Annotated in this window: 17 protein-coding genes; 9 read left to right on the forward strand and 8 right to left on the reverse strand. The window is 73.6% G+C overall.

The genetic code is table 11. From position 1 onward, the window contains the following. Positions 1-364 precede the first annotated feature (364 nt). Complete coding sequence (locus tag AC07AL_RS16305) at positions 365-2755, forward strand: ATP-binding protein (protein WP_363589473.1); 2391 nt, start codon at positions 365-367, stop codon at positions 2753-2755. An 88-nt stretch (positions 2756-2843) separates the two neighbouring features. Here the strand turns inward: AC07AL_RS16305 and AC07AL_RS16310 are convergent, their stop codons facing one another. Further along, complete coding sequence (locus AC07AL_RS16310) at positions 2844-4109, reverse strand: serine hydrolase domain-containing protein (RefSeq protein WP_363589474.1); 1266 nt, start codon at positions 4107-4109, stop codon at positions 2844-2846. A 250-nt stretch (positions 4110-4359) separates the two neighbouring features. Between AC07AL_RS16310 and AC07AL_RS16315 the strand changes: the two genes are divergently transcribed. The 4 genes from AC07AL_RS16315 (at position 4360) to AC07AL_RS16330 (ending at position 8153) form a co-directional block, all read left to right on the forward strand. Continuing rightward, the gene (locus AC07AL_RS16315) at positions 4360-5358 is read left to right on the forward strand and encodes a phospholipase D-like domain-containing protein (RefSeq protein WP_478317683.1); all 999 of its coding nucleotides are present in this window, start codon (positions 4360-4362) and stop codon (positions 5356-5358) included. A 66-nt stretch (positions 5359-5424) separates the two neighbouring features. Then, positions 5425-6309, forward strand: a complete 885-nt coding sequence (locus AC07AL_RS16320; protein WP_363589478.1) for an alkaline phosphatase family protein — start codon at positions 5425-5427, stop codon at positions 6307-6309. A 129-nt stretch (positions 6310-6438) separates the two neighbouring features. After that, positions 6439-7029 carry a hypothetical protein gene (locus AC07AL_RS16325; RefSeq protein ID WP_363589480.1) on the forward strand — a complete coding sequence of 197 codons (591 nt, stop codon included), beginning with the start codon at positions 6439-6441 and terminating at the stop codon, positions 7027-7029. A 134-nt stretch (positions 7030-7163) separates the two neighbouring features. Further along, positions 7164-8153 carry a PI-PLC domain-containing protein gene (locus AC07AL_RS16330; RefSeq protein WP_363589482.1) on the forward strand — a complete coding sequence of 330 codons (990 nt, stop codon included), beginning with the start codon at positions 7164-7166 and terminating at the stop codon, positions 8151-8153. 135 nt (positions 8154-8288) lie between these two features. Here AC07AL_RS16330 and AC07AL_RS16335 read toward each other — a convergent pair whose 3' ends face one another. From AC07AL_RS16335 to AC07AL_RS16345, 3 genes are all read right to left on the reverse strand, one after another. Next, entirely contained in the window at positions 8289-9485 is a 1197-nt protein-coding gene (locus AC07AL_RS16335) for an RICIN domain-containing protein (RefSeq protein ID WP_363586494.1), read from the reverse strand. Positions 9486-9717: 232 nt separating this feature from the next. Further along, positions 9718-10788 carry a TolB family protein gene (locus AC07AL_RS16340; RefSeq protein ID WP_478317684.1) on the reverse strand — a complete coding sequence of 357 codons (1071 nt, stop codon included), beginning with the start codon at positions 10786-10788 and terminating at the stop codon, positions 9718-9720. Between the two features lie 145 nt (positions 10789-10933). Then, entirely contained in the window at positions 10934-11404 is a 471-nt protein-coding gene (locus AC07AL_RS16345; protein WP_363586492.1) for a nuclear transport factor 2 family protein, read from the reverse strand. Positions 11405-11505: 101 nt separating this feature from the next. Between AC07AL_RS16345 and AC07AL_RS16350 the strand changes: the two genes are divergently transcribed. Further along, a complete protein-coding gene (locus tag AC07AL_RS16350; RefSeq protein ID WP_363586491.1) occupies positions 11506-12075 on the forward strand; it encodes a TetR/AcrR family transcriptional regulator in 570 nt (189 codons plus the stop codon). Positions 12076-12089: 14 nt separating this feature from the next. On the opposite strand, the gene AC07AL_RS16355 is transcribed toward AC07AL_RS16350, so the two are convergent. Beyond that, entirely contained in the window at positions 12090-13364 is a 1275-nt protein-coding gene (locus AC07AL_RS16355) for an ROK family transcriptional regulator (protein ID WP_478317685.1), read from the reverse strand. A 260-nt stretch (positions 13365-13624) separates the two neighbouring features. Continuing rightward, on the reverse strand, positions 13625-14494 hold the full coding sequence (locus AC07AL_RS16360) for a chitosanase (protein WP_478317686.1): 870 nt from the start codon (positions 14492-14494) through the stop codon (positions 13625-13627). Positions 14495-14915: 421 nt separating this feature from the next. On the opposite strand from AC07AL_RS16360, the gene AC07AL_RS16365 reads away from it, so the two are divergent. Continuing rightward, positions 14916-15755, forward strand: coding sequence for an HAD family hydrolase (locus tag AC07AL_RS16365; protein WP_363586488.1), 840 nt, complete (start codon positions 14916-14918; stop codon positions 15753-15755). 156 nt (positions 15756-15911) lie between these two features. On the opposite strand, the gene AC07AL_RS16370 is transcribed toward AC07AL_RS16365, so the two are convergent. Then, a complete protein-coding gene (locus AC07AL_RS16370; RefSeq protein WP_363586487.1) occupies positions 15912-17117 on the reverse strand; it encodes an alginate lyase family protein in 1206 nt (401 codons plus the stop codon). Between the two features lie 187 nt (positions 17118-17304). Here AC07AL_RS16370 and AC07AL_RS16375 point away from each other — a divergent pair, with 187 nt between their 5' ends. Both AC07AL_RS16375 and AC07AL_RS16380 read left to right on the forward strand, forming a co-directional pair. Further along, entirely contained in the window at positions 17305-17472 is a 168-nt protein-coding gene (locus AC07AL_RS16375; protein ID WP_350879489.1) for a hypothetical protein, read from the forward strand. Further along, positions 17465-17650, forward strand: coding sequence for a hypothetical protein (locus tag AC07AL_RS16380; protein ID WP_478317688.1), 186 nt, complete (start codon positions 17465-17467; stop codon positions 17648-17650). The genes AC07AL_RS16375 and AC07AL_RS16380 overlap by 8 nt, the downstream gene beginning before the upstream one ends. A gap of 12 nt (positions 17651-17662) precedes the next feature. Here AC07AL_RS16380 and AC07AL_RS16385 read toward each other — a convergent pair whose 3' ends face one another. Continuing rightward, entirely contained in the window at positions 17663-18982 is a 1320-nt protein-coding gene (locus AC07AL_RS16385) for a proline-rich domain-containing protein (RefSeq protein WP_478317689.1), read from the reverse strand. Positions 18983-19154 lie beyond the last annotated feature (172 nt).

Raw genomic sequence — 19154 nt, forward strand, 5'->3', positions numbered from 1 at the left:
GAAGGGCCTCCACACAGAGGCGGGGGGCGCCGGGCCCGGGGGGGGGGGGGCCCCCCCCCCCCCCCCCCCCCCCCCCCCCGCCGCAGCAGCAGCCCTGCCCGTCCCGCTCGTCCCGCTCGCCCTGCTCGTCCCGTCCGATCGGCACAACCACAGGCGGAACTATGGGCAGAACCAGCACGCGCGGCCGTCCCACCAGCAGGTGGGACGCCGCGGCCCGCACCGGGGTGCCCGGCGCCTGAGCTGGGCGCTCGATGCTGGGAAAGGGCTGGGTGCGAGGCATACTTCTGCCCGGGCATACTTCTGCCTGGGACGGTCGATCAGGCACAACGCCTGGCAGAAGTAACGGCGCTAGCAGGGGCGGGACATGACGGCTGTGAGCGGCACGGGAGCGGGAACGGAGTCCGAGGGGGCCGGCGACTTCGGCCGCCTGCTGGCCGGGCACCGGGTGGCGGCGGGCCTGACCCAGGAGGAGCTCGCCGCGGCGGCCGGCGTCAGTCTGCGCGCCGTCGGTGACATGGAGCGAGGCCGCACCCGCGGGCCGCAGCGGCGCACCGTCCGGGCCCTGGCCGAGACGCTGGGCCTGGACGCCCCGCAAACCGCCGCGCTGGACCGCGCCGCTCAGTGCGGCCGCCCCCGGGGGACCAGGCCGGTGCCGGCCGCCGCCCCCACCCGCGGGCCGGCCGCTCCCGCCCCGGCCCCCGCCGGACCGGCCGAGACCGGGGACGCCGTGCCCCCCGTCCCGCTCGTGCCGGGCGCCCTCGCGCTGCCCCGCGACATCGCCGACTTCACCGCCCGCGAGAACGCCCTCGCCCTGCTGGCCGAGCTGGCCGAGGACGACCGACCCGCCCACCCCCGGGTGGTGCTGATCAGCGGTCAGCCCGGCCTGGGCAAGACCGCCTTCGCCCTGCACGCCGCCCACACCCTGGCCCCCTCCTTCCCCGACGGGCAGCTCTCGCTCGACCTCGGCGGCATGGCCGCCACCCCGCTCTCCGCCCGCGACGCGCTCGGCCAGGTGCTGCGCGCCCTGGGCGTCGCCGACAACGCGGTGCCCGCCGGGACGGAGGAGCGGGCCGGCCTCTACCGGGCCCTGGTGCGCGAGCGCCGGCTCGTCCTGGTCCTGGACAACGCCGCCGACGAGAGCCAGGTGCGCCCGCTGCTGCCCGGCTCCGGGCCCGCCGTGACCCTGGTGACCAGCCGCAACACCCTGCCCGGGCTGGAGTCGGTGCTCCGCCTGCGGCTGGACGCCCTGGCCCCGGGCGAGGCCGCCGACCTGCTGGCCCGGATCGCCGGCCGCGAGCGGATCGACGCGGCGCCCGACGCCACCGCCGAACTGGCCCGGCTCTGCGGCTACCTGCCGCTCGCGCTGCGCATCGCCGGGCAGCGGCTGGTGGCCCGCCCGCAGCAGCCGGTCAGTCATCTGGTGCGCCAACTGGCCGCCGAGGAGCACCGGTTGGACCTGCTGGAGACCGGAGACCTGGCCGTCCGTCCGGCCTTCGCGCTGTCCTACCGGCGGCTGCCGGCCGAATCCCAGCTGGTGCTGCGCCGCTCGGCACTGACCGCCGGGCACGACTTCACCGCCGCCGTCGCCGCCGCCTACGCGGGCCTGCCGGTCGGCCGGACCGAACTCGTCCTGGAGCAGCTGATCGACGCCGGGCTGGTGCAACTCGCCACCCCGGAGCGCTATCGGCTGCACGACCTGGTCCGGCTCTACGCGGGCGAGCGGCTCGGCGCCGACGAGGGCCCCGAGGCGGTGGCGCGGGCCCGGGCCAGGGCCGGTGACTGGCTGCTGAACCGGGCCGCCGAGTACGGCCTTCGGTTCGACCCGGACCACGCGACGGCGGACCCCGAGACCGATCCCGACGCCGACGCGGACCGGACCGGCCCCCCGGTGCCGCTCACCGAGGCGGCGCGCTGGCTGGAGGAGGAGCACCCGGAGTGGCTGGCCGCCCTCCACCAGGCCTTCGCCGCCGGCCGGCACCGGGAGGTGATCGACACCGCCGAGGCCATGCACTGGTTCTCCGACCGGCTGCTGAGCTGGGACATCTGGGCCGAGGTCTTCCAACTGTCGGTCGACGCGGCCCGCGCCTGCGGCGACCAGCTGGCCGAGGCCGTCCACGTCAACTACCTGGCGTGGACGTACGTCACCTGCCTGCACCGCTACCAGCGCGGCATCGACCTGGCCAACGAGGGGCTGGAACTGGCCCGCCGGATCGGCGCCCGCGAGCAGGAGGGCTGGGCGCTGACCTACCTCGCGGCGGGCCTTCGGCACCTGCACCGGCACCGGGAGGCCATCGACGCCTACCACCGGGCCGCGGACACCTTCGCCGCCGTCAACAGCCGCTCCGGCTGGATCGGCCGGCTGGTCACGCTGCGCGGCGCGGCCAACTGCCTGCGCGACTCGGGCCGGGCCGAGGAGGCGGTGGAGTCCCGCCGGCGCGCGCTGGCCGGCGCGTTGGAGCTGGTGGAGCGCTGGTCCTCGCCGCTGATGCACCTGGCGGCGGCCATGACGGCACACGAACTCGGCCTGGACCGAGCCGCGCTGGGGCGCTGGCCGGCCGCCGAGAAGGCCTACCGGCAGGCCCTGACCCACTACGAGGAGATCGGCCGGCCGGACAGCATGACCAAGACCCTCACCGAGCTCGGCACCGCCCTGATCGAGCAGGGCCGCGCCGAGGAGGCCCGCGAACTCCTCACCGAGGCGCTCACCGACCTCAGCGCGGACGGCCCCCGGCAGGGGCGGCGCCGGACGGGGTGAGGCGGGAAGCCCGGTGGCGGGCGAAACGCGCACGCCCGCACGGCGGGTGGGCCGTGCGGGCGCGTGAGCGGCGGACTGTGCGGGACGGTCAGATCCGGGTGTCCTCGACCACCGGCAGCGTGTGGTTCTCGGCGAAGGCGCTCGGGGCGAACGAGGTCCGCGGCGCGACGGTCGGCTTCTTGCCGCAGAAGGCCGGCTCCAGCGCGTTCATCAGGCCCTGCGTCACGGAGCCGTTGTTGGAGGCGTTGGCGAACACGACGACGGAGCGCTTGCCGTCCGGGGTGGCGAACGACTGGGTCTGGAAGCCCTGGACGATGCCGCCGTGGCCGTACACGTCACCGCAGGACAGCGAGATGCGGCGCAGCCCGAGGCCGTAGCTGATCTTGGCGGTGGGGGTGGCCAGGGCGGCCGTCATCTGCTTCAGCGAGTCGTCCGAGACCAGCCCGCCGGAGCTGCCCGCCATCAGCGCGGTGAGGAAGTGGTCGAGGTCCGCGGCGTCGGAGATGACCGCGCCGGCCGTCCACACCCAGGAGCCGGTCTGCGCGGTGGAGTCCAGCAGCGGCTTGGTGCGGTCGTCGTTGGTGAGGTAACCGGTGACGTGCGCGCCCTGGATCTCCTGGTCGGGCACGACGAAGGAGGTCTTGCTCAGGCCCAGCGGCTCGATGATCCGCTCGCGCAGGACGTCCTCGTAGGGGCGGCCGGTGAGGTGCTCGACCGCGAGGCCCATCAGGACGAAGTCGGTGTTGGAGTAGGAGTACCGGCTCCCGGGCGTGTACTGCTGGCCGTGCTTGACGGACATCGCCACCAGGTCGCGCGGCGCGTACACGTTGGTGCGGATGCGCGCCTCGAAGGCGCTGGTGGTCTCCTCGCCGGCCTGCTCCAGCAGGTCGTTGGTGTGGTCGTAGATCCCGGCGCGGTGCTCCATGACCTGGCGGCCCGTCATGGTCCAGGTGTCCGGCAGGGTGCCGGCCGGCAGGTAGTCGCGCAGCGGCTTGTCGAGGTCGATCAGGCCCTGCTCCGCCAGCTGCATCACGAGAACGGCGTTGAACATCTTGCTGTTGCTGCCGACCCGGAACCTCCACGAGGAGTTCATCGGGGTGCCGTCCAGATCGGCCTTGCCGACGGCCAGCGACCGGGTGGACTCGGCGTCGCCGTGGTCGCGGATCACCGCGAAGGCGCCCGGGGCGCCCGCGTCGGTGGTCGCCTGGAGGGCGGCGCGCACCGCGGCCGTGTCCGGGGTGGGCGCGCCGGTGGTGCCCTGGTCGGCGGCCACGGCGTGCGCGGCTCCGGTCGCCAGCAGGACGACACCCGCGGCCGCCACCGCGAGCGGACGCAGAAGGCTGATCTTCGCCATGATCCTCTGTTCTCTCACTCGGCTGACGCGGCGTCCGGCCACGTCCTCGAAGATCCACTATCACCGGAGGGGCCTGCGGCTGGCAAAGTGAACCCGATCGGCCGCACCATCCGTTTCCCGACCCGGGGTCAAGGTTTTACCTGCTGTCGTCTACCCGCGTCGACCGATCCACCCGATGCTGTTCGGGCGCCTCGCGCGTGCTCCCGCACCTTCGCCCAGGCCTTCCCCCTCATCGATCGTGGAGTTCCGCATGCCCCTGGCCACCTCCGCGCGCCGGGCCGGCGCGCTGCTGCTCGCCGCCGCCGGCCTGATACCGCTGTCCGGCACCGCCCAGGCCGCCACCGCCGCCACCGCCGCCACGTACACGCCGATCGTGTTCCCGGACCGGGACCACGGCGTCGTCTACGACCTCATCAACTCGGCCACCCGCTCGGTCGACGTGACCATGTACGAGCTGCGCGACACCACTGCCGTCAACGCCCTGATCGGCCGCCAGCGGGCCGGCCTCACCGTCCGGGTGATCCTCGACGGCCGGCACACCTCGGTCAACGGCGCCGCCTACTCGGCCCTGCGGGCCGCCGGCGTCGGGGTGACGTACTCCTCCTCCACGTTCGTCTACACCCACCAGAAGACCGTCACCGTGGACGGCGCCAAGTCCCTGATCCTGACCGGGAACCTGGACTCCACCTACTACTCCAGCAGCCGCGACTACGGCGTCGTCGACACCGACGCCAACGACGTCGCCGCGATCGAGCAGGTCTTCGCCGCCGACTACGCCCAGACCTCGATCACCCCCTCCGACGGCGACAACCTGGTCTGGTCGCCCACCGACTCGCAGGCCCGCCTGCTGGACCTGATCAACGGCGCGCAGCACACGCTGGACCTGGAGCAGCTGGAGTTCGGCGACCAGGCCCTGGTGGACGCGGTCGCCGCGGCCGCCGGCCGGGGCGTCACCGTGCGGGTGGTGGGCATGAACCCCTCGTCCTACAGCAGCTACTTCGACCAGGTGGTCACGGCCGGCGGCCAGGTGGTCACCTACTCCTCGACCACGGGCCTGTACATCCACGCCAAGGCGATCGTCGCCGACTACGGCACGCCCTCGGCCAAGGTGTTCGCCGGTTCGGAGAACTTCTCCGACAACTCGCTGAACAACAACCGCGAGCTGGGCCTGATCACCACCGACCCCGGCGTGCTGACCACCGTCGAGTCCACCGTCGCCCGCGACTTCGCCAACGGCACGCCGTACTAGAACGGTTCGTCGCGCGGGCCTGATCGAGCGTCCGCGCCCGGGCCGCTCCCTACCCGAGGAATTGTCATGACTTCGTCCACCAAGCCCGGCTCCCGTCGCACCGCCACCGCCCTCGGCTCGGTGGCAGCCCTGGTCGCGGCCTCCGCCGGCCTCTGGGCCGCCACCGCCTCCACCGCGCAGGCCGCCGCCCTGCCCGCGCCCGACCACATCGTCGTCGTGGTGATGGAGAACCACGCCTACAACCAGGTCGTCGGCAGCAGCAGCGCCCCCTACCTCAACTCCCTGGCCACCGGCGGCGCCAACCTCACCCAGTCGTTCGGCATCACCCACCCCAGCCAGCCGAACTACTACGCCCTGTTCTCCGGCTCCACCCAGGGCGTCACCGACGACAGCTGCGTCTCCGTCGGCGCCCTCCAGGGCCCCAACCTGGCCTCCGAGGTCACCGCCGCCGGCAGGACCTGGGCCAGTTACAACGAGACCCTGCCCGCGCAGGGCAGCACCGCGTGCAGCAGCGGCAAGTACGCGCAGAAGCACAACCCCTGGTTCGGCTTCGGCAACGTCCCGCTGAACTCGGCCAGGACCTTCGCCCAGTTCCCGACCGACTACACCACCCTGCCGAACGTCTCCTTCGTCGTGCCGAACCTCTGCAGCGACATGCACGACTGCTCGGTCGGCACCGGCGACACCTGGATCAAGAACAACCTCGGCGCCTACGCCACCTGGGCCAAGAGCCACAACAGCCTGCTCGTGGTCACCTTCGACGAGGACAACCGGCTCGCGGGCAACCGCATCCCGACCGTCTTCTACGGCGCCCACGTCACACCCGGCAGCACCTCCGCCGCGACCTACAACCACTACAACGTGCTGCGGACCCTGGAGGACCTCGCCGGCGCCACCACCCACGCGGGCAACGCGGCCAACGCCGGTGACATCACCGGCATCTGGAACTAGGTCCTGGCCCGCCGTTCGGACGATCCACCAGGAGTCGCCCCCGGACCACCGGCCGCCCCGCGCCCGCCGCGCGGGGCGGCTGCCGCGTCGGAGGTCGACAGCGGCGTGGGGGGCGGCGAGGATGGGGGCGTGCGATTCGATGCGGTGCCGATGCCGGAGCGGGTGGGGGAGCGGCCCCGGGACGTCCGGGGCTATCCGGTGCCGGCGATCACGCCGTGGCGGGGCGGCGAGCCGCAGTTCGCGTTGACCGACCACGAGCGCAGCGCGAACTGCGCGCTGGAGCGCCTCTGTTCGGTGTGCGGGGGGTTCATGGCCCGGGGCCCCGTGTGGCGCGTGGTCGGAGCGGCGGAGAGCGCGGCGATCGCGGCCGCGCTCGCCGAGGGGCGGCCGTACCGCAACCTCGCGCCGACGATGGAGGGGCCCGGCCACCGGGCCTGCATGCTCTACGCGGCGATGGTGTGCCCGTACCTGGCCCGGCCGAACGCCCGGCGCCGGGCGACGGCGCCCGGCGGCGTGGACGAGCTGACGGCGGCCGCCGTCCGCGGGGCGGTGCGGGGCGGCACGGGGGCGGTGGTCGGGTTCGGCGACTACGAGTTCGCCGTCACCGGGAGCCGGGTGCTGTTCCGCTTCCTGGACCCGGTCGAGTTCCTGCCGCACGAGTCCGCCGACGAGCATGTGCCCGCGCTCCGGGCCGAGTTGGCCTCGCGCGACGGACTTTAGCGGAGGATTTGCGCGGTTCGCCCCGTACCGGCCACGAACCAGTGTCAGACTGAGGCGGACATGACCAGTCCTGGATCGGGGGCGGCCGTCCATCGGCGACGGCTTCAGGGCACCGACATCGAGGAGTACGTTTCTTGACCACTCACCTCAGGCACGGCACCGGCGCGCGGAAGGTGCTGGCGCTGCTGGCGGCACTGTGCGGGATCGTCGGCCTCACCGCGCTCGGTACGACCCCTGCGGCGGCGGCCGATTCGCGTCACGCGATCTACGCCATCGCGCACCGGGTCGACACCCTGGACGGGGTGGACGCCGCGCTCGGCCACGGCGCCAACGCCATCGAGATCGACGTCTGCGCCTGGTGGAACCCGAACGAATGGCGTGCCTACCACGACTGTTCCTCGGCCGGTGAGAACCGACTGGGCCCCAGCTTCGACAGCATGATCGACCGCATCCTCTCCAACGCCAACGCCGGACGCCGGCTGTCGCTGGTCTGGCTGGACATCAAGGACCCGAACTACTGCGGGGAGCAGCCCAACCGCACGTGCAGCGTCGCCGGACTGCGCGACAAGGCGCAGCGGCTGACGGCAGCCGGGATCCAGGTCCTCTACGGCTTCTTCGAGTACCACGGCGGCAACACCCCGGACGTCGGCGGCAGGGGTTGGCAGAGCCTGGAAGGCAGGCTCGGCCCGCTGGAGGGCATCACGTCCACCGGCACCCGCGACCAGGTCCAGGGCGCCTTCAACCGGTCCGGTTCCGGATTCCCGGCCGGTCACCGGGCGATGGACTACGGCGACTCCGACATCACCAAGGGCTTCGGCAACTGCACGGAGGCCACCTACAACACGTGTGCGGAGCTGAAGAAGGGGGCCGGGGACCGCGCCGCCGGGCGGCTCGCGGCCACGCTGTCCTGGACGACCACCTACAACGACCCGTGGTACGTCGACAAGCTGCTCGGCGATGCGGGTGTGGACGGCATCATCGCGGGCTACGGCGCCTTCACCGGCGTGCGCGAGTACGACAACAGCTGGCAGTGCGCCAATGCCATCAACCTCGTCCGTGACTGGGTGAACCGCCACAGCGGCACCCACCGCATGGCCAACAGCGGCGACCGGCTGTTCCGCTAGGCCTTTCCGCCAGGCCTGTTCCGTGGGGCCCGTCCGCTGGGACCGTCCACTGGGCCTGTTCCGCTGGGCCCTGCCCGGCCGAAGGCACCCGCCGTCCCGCCCGCCGCCCGTGCGGCGGGCGGGACGGCGCCATGGCTAGCGGGTGATGGTCCACTGCTGCTCGGCGGAGCCGTCGCAGGTCCACACCCCGAGCTCCTTGTCGTCCTCGTGGTAGGTCAGGCAGTCCTGGTCGCTGATCCGGATCACGTACCGGTCGCCCGAGACGTTCTTCACCTCCCACTTCTGCTCCGAAGAGCCCTTCCACCCCTTGGTGTTGGCGAAGTAGGTGCCGGTGTTCTCGGTGAGGTCCCGCCCGAGTGCGTTGGTGATCCGGTAGCGGCCGCCGCCCGCGTCGCGGAACGTCCAGGTGCCGCCCGCGTCGCCCGGCTTCCCGGCGATCACCGAGGCGCCCTCGCCGGAGCCGGTGGCAACGGCGCCGAGGTTGTTGACGGTCCGCAGGTGCACGGGTGTGTTGAGCGCGGGCCGGCCGGAGCCGGTGGGGGTGCCGGTGCCGGGCTTGGTGCCGGGCTCGGCCGGCTCACCGGGCTTGCCGGTGTGCGGAGGCCTGGCCGGCGTGGCGGGCACCCCGGGGTCGTACGGCGTGCCGGGGTCCTGTGGCATCGCGGGGACGATCTGGGTGGCCGGCAGCCCGCCCGGCGCGGGAGTGCCCGGGTCCCTCGGCACGCCGGGGAACGCCATCGGGGAGAAGTTCACGACGCCGTCGGTGTGGTTGTAGCGCTGGCCGGCGCTGCCCGTGCCCCTCGGGTACGTCCAGGTGTGCTCGCGGGTGGTCCGGTTGAAGAGGCCGTAGAACCCCCAGTTGCCCCAGCCGCCGTCGAAGCCGTTGGCGAAGCTGCCGCCGCCGGAGAAGACCCAGATCCGGTAGGTCTGGTCCTCGCGCGAGGTCTTGTCGTGGTAGTCGACGTCGTACGTGAAGGCGACGTTCTGGAAGCTCTGTTCGTAGTTGTGGACGTACCAGGGGTCTCCGAAGGCGTTGTCGCCCTTGATGTTGAAGACCATGATGTTGTAGCTGCCGCCGGTCGCCTTGATCAGCATGTCGAGCGTGTCCTGGACGAACTCGCCGCGGGCCCGGTTCTTGACCTCCGAGGTGTGCTGCGCCGCCTGGATGCACCACACCAGGCTGGTCGAGCCGGGAGTCACCGCGTTGGCGGCGTTGCAGTTCTCCTGGGCCGGGTCGTACGAGCCGTCGGCCATCGCGGGCCCCGCCAGGCCGAGGACGGCCACGGCACTCATTCCTGCGGCCAGGGCCGACAGCTTCTTCGTCGAACGCACGTGCTCTCCTTGCGAGTTCTGTGATGGGCGGGACAAAATATGGCATTCCGGTCAGCCGATCAGTGCCATTTTGTCTCGATCCATACGCATCCCTTGCGTAGGCCTGACGCCCGCGGTGCGCCGGCCCGAACCCGTGCGGGCGATTTCTCAAGCCCCTTGTGAAGGACGGATGATCGGGCCGCCCGGGTTCAACGGGCCACGTCCGTCGATCACGCTGCCCGATCCCGGGGGCTCACGGCCGGTAGGCGGGGAGGCCCTTGACGGTGGAGACCTGGGCCGGGGCGGCGGAGCCGTCGGCGGGGAGGGTGCTGACGCCGTCGGGGGTGCGGGCCGCGACGGTCCGGCCGTCGGGGGACCACGCGGGTTCGGTGTAGTCGGTGGCGGCGGCGGGGGTGAGGTCCTTCTCGTCCTTCTGGTCGATCCGGCTGGAGCGGGTGAACAGGTGGTCGTGCCCGTCGACGGAGCGGACGAAGACGACGTGTTCGCCGTCGGGGGAGAGGGCCGGCTGGGAGCCCTGGCCCAGGTCGCGGGTGGCGGGGCGGATGTAGTCGTCGTAGAGGTAGACCTCGTCGGCGGGGGTGTTGGCGTAGACGATCTCGCCGTGCCGGCCGCCGGCGTCGGCCCAGGTGTTGCCGGTCTGCGGCGGCTGCGGCATGTTCGCGTTGCCGTCCAGGGAGGTGTGCGGGGTGAGCACCTCGGGGGTGCCGCCGACGGCCTTGGTGGGGATCTTCTCCAGGCGCAGGACGCCGCCCTTGGCGGCGGCGAAGACGATGGTGTCGAAGCGTTCGGCGGATTCGGGGAGGTCGCTGGGGCCCTGCGCGGCGTGCTGCCAGGTGGGGTGGGACCAGGTCTCGCCGCCGGGGGCCGTGGCGAGGGTGACCTTCGCGCCGCCGTCGGGGTCGGCGACGACGAGGTCGCCGTTCCCGTCGATGAAGGCCGCCCTCCTGCCGTCGGGGGACCAGGCGAGGTCGCGGACGACGGTGCCGAAGTCGACGGTGGTGCCGTTCATCGCGACGGCCCGGGTGCCGGTGCTGATGGTCAGGTGGTTGGCGGCGCTGGTGCCGTTGACCTCCTTGGCACCCGGCGTGGGGGTACCCGGCGTGGGGGTGCTCGGCGTGGGGGTGCTCGGGTGGGTGGAGCCGCCCGGGGCCGGGGTCCCCGGAGCGGTGGCGCCGGGCGCCGCGCTGCCGGGGGCGGCGGTCGGGTCCGAGCCGGCGTTGTCGGGGCCGCAGGCGGAGAGCAGGACGGCGCCGACGGTGGTCATCACGGCGAGCGCGGCGGTGGTGCCGAATCTGTTGCGCACGGACATTTCCAGGTCCCCCTCGGGTGCTGTTCGCGTTCGAGGAGGAGCATCCCAGGGGGAGTTCAGCGGCCGGTGCGAGCCGTGTCACGGTCGTGGAACAACAGCCGACCCGGCCGCCCTGCCGGGAGCGGAGCCTGATGCCGGGTCAGAGTCCGAGGGCGGTGAGGCCGGGGTGGTCGTCGGGGCGCCGGCCGAGCGGCCAGTGGAAGAGACGTTCGGCGGCGGTGATCGACAGGTCGTTGATGGCGGCGTGGCGGTGTGCCATCAGGCCGTCGCGGTCGAACTCCCAGTTCTCGTTGCCGTAGGAGCGGTACCACTGGCCGGAGTCGTCGTGCCACTCGTAGGCGAAGCGGACGGCGATGCGGTCGCCGTCGTGCGCCCACAGCTCCTTGACGAGGCGGTAGTCGAGTTCGCGGTGCCACTTGCGGGTGAGGAAGTCGGCGATCTGCTCGCGTCCGGTGAGGAACTCGGTGCGGTTGCGCCACCGGCTGTCGGGCGTGTAGGCGAGGGCGACGCGGTGGGGGTCGCGGGTGTTCCAGGCGTCCTCGGCGGCGCGGACCTTCCGTCGGGCGGTCTCCGGGGTGAACGGGGGCAGGGGAGGGCGCTGTTCGGTCACGGGGTCTCCTCGGGTGCGGCGGAGCCGACGGCGAGAACGGTCGTTCTCGCCGTAGCGGCTACCCTAGGAGAACCATCGTTCTCACGCAAAGGGCACGGCAGATGGACCAGCACGACCCGCGGGGCCTGATCCTCGACGCGGCCGAGGAGCTGTTCTACGGGCAGGGCATCCAGGCGGTCGGCATGGACGCCGTCCGGGCGGCCTCCGGCCTGACGATGCGCCGGCTCTACCAGCAGTTCCCGTCCAAGGACGACCTGGTCGAGGCGTACCTACGGCGCCGGGACGGGCGCTGGCGGGCGAACCTCGCCGCCTACGTGGCCGGCGCCGCCACGCCGCCGCGCGACCAGCTGCTCGCCGTCTTCGACTGGCTCGGTCGCTGGTTCGCCGAACCCGGCTTCCGGGGCTGCGCGTTCGTCAACTCCTTCGGCGAGCTGGGCGCCGTCTCACCGGCGGTCGCGGCGACCGCCCGGCAGCACAAGGAGGAGTTCAACGCCTACCTCGTCTGCCTGGCCGAGGCCGCCGGCGCCCCGCCCGCCACCGCCGCCCAGCTGGCGCTGCTCGCCGAGGGGGCCATGACCACCGCCGCCGTGCACGGCGACCCGAGCGCCGCCGCCGATGCCAAGGCAGCCGCCCGCGTACTGCTGGACGCCGCCCTGTCCGCCCGCACCTGACGGGCCGGGGGCCGTCAGCCCGGGACGGGGGCCGTGCGCCGCTCGAAGACCTCGGGGCGGGCCGCCTCCAGGGCGGTGGCGACGGCGCCCAGCAGGACGGCGTCCTGGCCGAGCCGGCTCGGCTCCAGCCGGGGCCGCAGCGGGGAGCGTTCGTACAGGGCCTGCTCCAGCGGGCGCAGCAGCAGGTCGGCGCTGCGCCCGATGCCGCCGCCGAGGACGATCACGTCCGGGTCGAGCAGCGCGGCGACGACGGCGAGGACGTAGCCCAGGCGGTCCACTTCCTGCCGGACGGCCTCGACCGCGGCGGGCTCGCCGAGCCGGGCCCGGGTGAACACCTTCTCGGCGGTGAGCGGCCGCCGCATCCCTAGGTCGAGGGCGGTGCGCACCACGGCGTCGGCGGAGACGGTCTCCTCCAGGGTGGTGCCGGTGCCGGTGCCGGTGCCGGTGTTGGTGTTGGTGGTGGAGGTGCAGCCCGGCAGGCGCAGCAGCCCGAGTTCGCCGGCCGCGCCGTGCGCCCCCGTCAGCAGTTCGCCGTCCTTGACCACACCCAGGCCGAGTCCGGTGCCGACCAGCAGGTAGACGAAGACCCGGCTGCCCGCGCCCGCGCCGTAGGTGTACTCGCCGACGGCGGCGAGGTTGGCGTCGTTGGCGACGGCGACGGTGGTGCCCAGGCCGTCGGCTATTCGGTCGAACAGGCCGGGGCGGCCCCAGCCGGGCAGGCTGGCGGCGAGTCTGACACTGCGTCTGCGCTCGTCCCAGACCCCGGGCGTGCCGGCCACGGTGTGGGCGACGGCGGTGCCGGGTAGGCCCGCCTCGGCGATGGCCTCGCGGGCGGCCGCGACGACGGCGTCGGCGACGGCGTTGGCCGAGCGGCCGCGGTTGGGCAGGTCGCGGCGGGCGACGACGCATCCGGACAGGTCGGCGACGGCGACCCGCAGCCGGGCCCGGCCGATGTCGAGCCCGAGGACGTGCCCGGCGGCCGGGTCGGTCTCGTACAGGACGGCGGTGCGGCCGCGCTCGGGGGCGAACCGGCCGGCCTCGCGGGCGAGTCCGGCGAGTTCGAGGGTGGCCAGCGCGGTGGAGACGGTCGGCTTGGACAGCCCGGTGTCGCGGGCGAGTTGGGCCCGGGAGAGCGGGCCGTGCCGGCGCAGCCGCTCCAGCAGGAGCCACTCGTTGTTGCTCCGGAGCCGTTGCCGGTTCCACGGCTGTTGTCCAGGCCCTGACAGTGGAGCGAGGGTGGCGGGCTGCGGCGCCCCGTCCGTGGCCGTAGTCCGTCCTGCTGTGCTCATTCGGTCGATCGTAGGGCACTCGTCAGCCGACGAACGAGGACGGACGGTGAGAGGACGGGCGGTGAGCGGATCGGCGGAGTGGAGGAGTGGAAGCGCGGACCGCCGGTGGCGGCGGGGAGTCCCGGCTCCCTGCCGCCACCGGCGGTCGGATCGCCCGGCGCGGCCGCGCTCCGCCGGGGTCGGGGAGTCCGGCGGCGGGCCTCGCCGGGCCGGGGTCCGGTCCCACACACTGGACCCCGGGCTCGACGGGTGCGGGTGGGTCAGTCGATGGTGTAGCCGGAGCCGAAGGCGGTGACGCTGAGCGGGCCGTCCAGGTTGTAGTTGCCGGTGGCGGCGATCCGGCGCAGGCACTCGACCCGGTCGACGGACTTGCTCCATTCGGCGGCGGTGGAGGAGTTGGCCGGGTTGGTGAGGTCGTCGACGCGGACGTCGAAGAAGGCGTTCAGCCAGGTGCTCTCGCCGGCGCCGGACGGCGAGCCGACCTTGGTGTTGGTGCGGCTGATGAGGGCGGGCAGGGCGTCGTACTCGCTGCCGTTGCCGTGCTGGATGGAGGCGTCGTACAACTCGGCGCGGGCGAGGGCGGTGGTGAGGCCGAGCTGGTCGGCCTGGTTCATGGCGGGGGTGAAGTAGCGCTGGTCGACCTGGTCGTCCTGGACCTGCCGGAAGGTGGCGTCCTGGGCGGCCTGCTTCCAGGCGGCGACGTAGTCGCTCTCGGGCAGGCCGCTGGTGTCGCCGCTGCCGGCGGCGGCCAGGCGCTCCAGCTCGGGGATGAAGCGGGCGAGCGGGTTGTCGGGGGAGGCGGCGGTGTAGGCGCGGACGACCTTGAGCGCGTCGCCGTCGTTGGTGGTGAAGCCGGCGCGGCCGGCGGTGACGCCGCGGCCGTCGTTGATGTTCTCGGCGTAGCCGTACTGGAGTTCGGTGGTGCTGTTCTCGAAGATGCTGATCAGCTGGTCGGCCCGGCGGTGCTGATCGGGGGTCAGGCCGCCTGCGGACGCCCGCTGCACGGCCGCGGCGGTCGCCCGGGCGGGGGCGGCGGACGCCGAGGCGGAGGTGGCGGCCCAGGCCGCACCGGCGACCAGGGCGGCTGCCGCGGTGGCGGCGGCGAGGCGTCGGGTTCGGGAAACTCGCATGGGTGTGCTCCGATCTCCGGGGCGGTGCCGCCGGAGGCAGTGGGGGGTGGCGCGCCGGCCGACCGGGCGCTGTGGGGGCAAGAGCGCGAGCTCGCGGCAGCAGAGTACGGTCTGCGGTCGGTGACGGTCTATAAGGTAAGGAAAGTTTCCTAATAAAATTACTTCGGTCTCGGAGGCGGTACTCGGTCGTCGCCGATCGGGCCACCCCGGTGATACCGTCCGAGCGTCTGGCGACCGACTGCCCGGCCACCGCCGGGCCCGGCCCGCGAGCTCCCTGCACCGCCGACCCGGGTGCCCCGCGCGCACGCACACACCGCGTGCCCGCCGCGTGCGCACCGCCTGCGCCGTACGCGCGCGTACTGGACACGTCCCCGCGCCCGGCCGCCCCACCGAAACCCCGACCAGCACGGAGCACCGACCCATGAGCCTCCCGAGCACCACCCCACCCACCGTCACCCCGATACGGCCGCCGCGCCTGGTGGCCACCGACCTCGACGGGACGATCGTGCGCGGCGACCGCACCGTCTCGGCCCGTACCGTCGCCGCCCTCGCCCGGGTCGAACGGGCCGGCGGGCTCGTCGTCCTGGTCACCGGCCGCCCGCCGCGCCTGATGGGCGAGATCGCGGCCGCCTTCGGCCACCGGGGCGTGGCGATCTGCTCCAACGGCGCCTTCGGCTACGACATGCGCACCCGCACGGTGATCGCCGAGAACCCGATCCCGGTCGACGTGCTCGGCGAGAGCGCCCGGCGGCTGCGCGAGGCCGTGCCGGGGATCGGGCTGGCCGTCGAGTACGCCCAGGAGCTGGCCGGGGACGCGCACTACGAGGCGGGCGCCTGGGACGCCGACACCGCGGTGCAACGCCTCGACGACACACGGCTGTTCGGCCGCCCGGCGCCCAAGCTGATCGGCCGTCACCCGGAGCTGTCCGCGGACGAGCTGCTGGCGCTGGCCCGTCCGGTGCTCGGCGAGCTGGTGACGGTCTACCACGCGAACGGCGAGCGGCTGGTCGAGGCCGTCGCGAAGGGCGTCAGCAAGGCCGCCGCGCTCGGCGACCTGGCGCGGCGGCGCGGGATCACCCGCGAGCAGGCGGTCGCGTTCGGCGACATGCCCAACGACCTGCCGATGATGGCCTGGGCGGGCACCTCGTACGGCGTCGCCAACGCCCACCCGGAGGTGCTGGCCGCGGTGGACCACGTCATCGGCAGCAACGACGAGGACGGGGTGGCCGCCGTCCTGGAGGGCCTGTTCCCCGAGGGGTGAGTCACGCGCGGAACGGGCGTTCCCGAGAACGCCCGTTCCGGGACCACCTGTTACCGGAAGGCCCGTTCCCGGAACGGACGCTCCCGGGAAGGGAGCAGCCGCGACGGCGGCTCCGGGCGGGTGCACTCCCGGAACCGCCGCTTGCCGCCCGCGCCGTCAGGGCGCGCTGGTGTGGGTCAGGGTCTCCCAGCCGATGAAGTAGTTGGCCCCGAACGGGCTGTGCGCGGCCACGTACTGCTCGGTCTGCGGCATCGCCACGCCCTCGCGCAGGTGGTACTCGTTGTACGCGAGCTGGACGGCCGGGCCGAGGCCGGTCTTCGCCGAGCCGTCGCAGAGCCAGTCCGGCACGTTCGCGCCGTTGTCGTAGGCGGTGTGGAACTCCAGGGCCTTGACCAGCCGTTCACGCCCCTCGCCCCACAGGTCGAGGCCCTGGAGCCGGGCGGTCTCGGCGGTCTGGGCGGCGGCCTCCAGGCCCCAGCCGGTGTGCCCGAAGTCGCGGCAGGTCTCCTGCGAGAGCCCGTCCACGAAGGTCGACTGGCCGGACCAGTACTTCACCAGCGCGGCCTCGCCCTCGATCCCGGCCTTGGGCGGCGGCACCGGCAGATCGCCGTCGGAGGACAGGTAGACGTAGGCGGGCAGGCGCTTGCGCCACATGCCGGCGGCCTGGTCGAACAGGCCGCGGTCGTCGAGGAAGACCGCGATGCCCATCAGGGCGTCGGTCTCGATCAGCTCCCAGTTGCCGTTCTTGCGCGGGCTGCCGGGCGACAGCAGCGGCACGTAGACGGTGCGCAGCATGGTGGCGAAGCGGTCGACCGAGGCGGCCGGCCAGCCCGCCCCGGAGTGGCGGATCAACTCGGCGGCCCGGGACCAGTTGTTGCCCGACCAGCCGGTCTGCAGCGGGGCGTTGCTGTTGGTGTGCTCCTGGATCACGGCCGACCAGGCGTCCATGATCTCGATCGCCTTGTCGGCGTACCGCTGGTCGCGGGTGAGCACCCACTGCAGGGCGTGGGCGTAGGCGGCCATCGCGTCGTCGCGCTCGTCCGAACAGCCGTTGTCGGGGTGGGAGCTGGACCCGCACTCGACGGTGGCGCGCGGCCGGGGCCGCCAGTCCAGCGAGGCGTACTTGCTCGACCGGAGGCCGGCGAAGGCGGACGTCCAGGGTTCGGCCCCGGCCGCCAGCTTGTCCTTGAGGAAGCCGAGTTGCTGGTCGCCGACCAGCACGCCGGGGTGCTGGAAGGCGGCCCGCGGGCTGTGCGGGGCGGGTGCGACGGGTGCGGTGGCCCCGGCCGGTGCGGAGGCGAGCGGGAGCAGGGCGGCGAGTGCCGCCGCGGCGATCAGTGTCCTGGTGCTGCTACGTCCCATGGGGAGGTGTTCCTCTCGCGGGGGAGGCGGTCGAGCGCTGATGTCATGTTAGGAAAGTTGCCTAACATGGGAAGTGAACCACCAACCCCCACGCGCGCCAAGAGGACCGGCTCCGTTCACCGCCGCACCCGTAGGCGTGCGTTCCGCATTTATCGCCTGTTGATCGTCGGGGCGTAACGTCGGACCCATGAACGAGATGACGGCCGAGTGGCCGGGGGCGGCGCCCGAGGGGCGGATGACGGAGCAGGACACCGAGCGGTTCCGGGAGTTGCTGGCACGGTTGGAGAACTCGCTGGCGGCGGATCGGACGGCTGACCGGGCGAGGCGACGGGCGGCGGCCGGGTCCGATGCCTGACGGGTCGGAGCGGCGCCCGGTGGTGGTGCTGCCGCTCTGGCGGCGCGGTGAGGCGTACGGGCCGGCTGACCGGCCCGGGGTGCCGCGGGGGCGCTCCGGGCCGGTGGCGGTCGATCAGGTGGCGGTGTCGCAGATGCCGCCGCTGCCGCCGGCGGCGCGGTGGAATCCGGACGGCTGACGGTACGGCACGTCAGCAGCTGCAGTCGCAGCAGTCACAACCATCACAACAGCCACAGCCGTCGCAGCCATCGCAACCGTTGCAGCAATTGCAGGGGTCGCAGCAGTCGGCGCAGTCGCAGTCGTGCCGCTGGCACCAGCCCTCCCGGCGCTCCCGGTTGAACGGGTCGTTGTGCTCGCAGCAGAGCAACTGGCAGGTGCAGGCCATCAGCGCCCACACGGCGCACCCGGCCAGCAGGTTGCGCGGTCGCGGCGGCTTGGCGCCGATCGGGGTGAAGCCGGGGCCCTGGGGCACCCACGGCGGGAGCGGGGTCCGGCCGGGATCCTGACCGGGAGTCTGCCCGGGCGGCGCCTGGCGCGGCGGCGCGTCGTGCGGGTGCTCCCCGGCGGCGTGCGGGTGCCCGCCGGTCGCCGCGTGCGCCGACCCGTCGGCGGCGGGTCCGGCGTTCCGGGTCTGGCAGGCGGCTGCGTGGGCGGCCGGGCCGAAGACCCGCTCGACGGCCCGCTCGGTCTCGTGCGCGAGCAGCAGGTGCACCAGGGCCCGGTCGGTCAGTTCGACCTCGCGCAGCGCGAGCCGGATGCCGTGGACGGCGTCGCGGCACAGGCGTTCGGCTTCGGCGCGCCCGGTGCCGGTGGCGGTCAGCGGGTTCCAGGCGCCGCCGGCGGCGTCGGCGGCCTGGTCCTCGGCGGCGTCGAGGAGGTGGGCGAGCCGGCCGAAGAGCCGGCCGGCCTCGGCGAGTGGGGCGGCGTTGCCGGGGCGCCCGGCGAGGACGGCGGTGTGCGCGAACGCGGCCGAGGTGGCGGTCTCGGTGGGCTCGGTGACCAGCAGGACTGAGCCGCCGGGCGGCAGCGACCGCTCCAACTCGCCCTGCCGGGAGGCGGCTTCGAGGAGTACGCCGGTGTCGAAGCCGACCGTCGAGGCGCTGCCGGCGCTCTGCCGGTCCCACCGCCGGGTGACCGCGCGGGCCCCGACGGCGACCGGGCGGCGGCCGAACACGCCGTCACGGTCCTCGACGTGGTCGCGGATCTTGACCGAGGCGAGGGCGAGCGAGACGGCGGCGGCGAGCCGGGCGCCCTCGCCCCGGGCGACGGAGGCGGTGCGCATGCCGCGCAGCGGGCAGGGCCCGGCGGTGCGCCGCCAGGAGGCGTCCTCGCGGGCGGCCTGGGCCTCGACCAGGACCGAGATGATCAGGCCGTCGTAGTTGGTGGCGGTGCGGGCGAGTTGACCGTGGTCGTCGCGCAGCGCGAGGCAGAGCCCGCACAGGTGCGCCAGCCACGACGCCTGAAGCCGTTCGGACAGCCGGTGCTTGCACGGTCTGATGATGCCGAACATGGTTCCCCCTCGCCGGTGGGCCGCTGACCAGCCCTGATCCGCCGCACATCATATGATCACCGCCCCTCCCGGGCCGAGGGGGCGGAAGAGTCGAGGCGGCGGAGGAGCCGGAGGAAGGGAGAGGGCGCGAGGAGCGCAGGGGCGCGCACCCGAACGCGGCGCGCCGTCCCGG

It is taken from the genome of Kitasatospora sp. NPDC043949, from assembly GCF_056435365.1.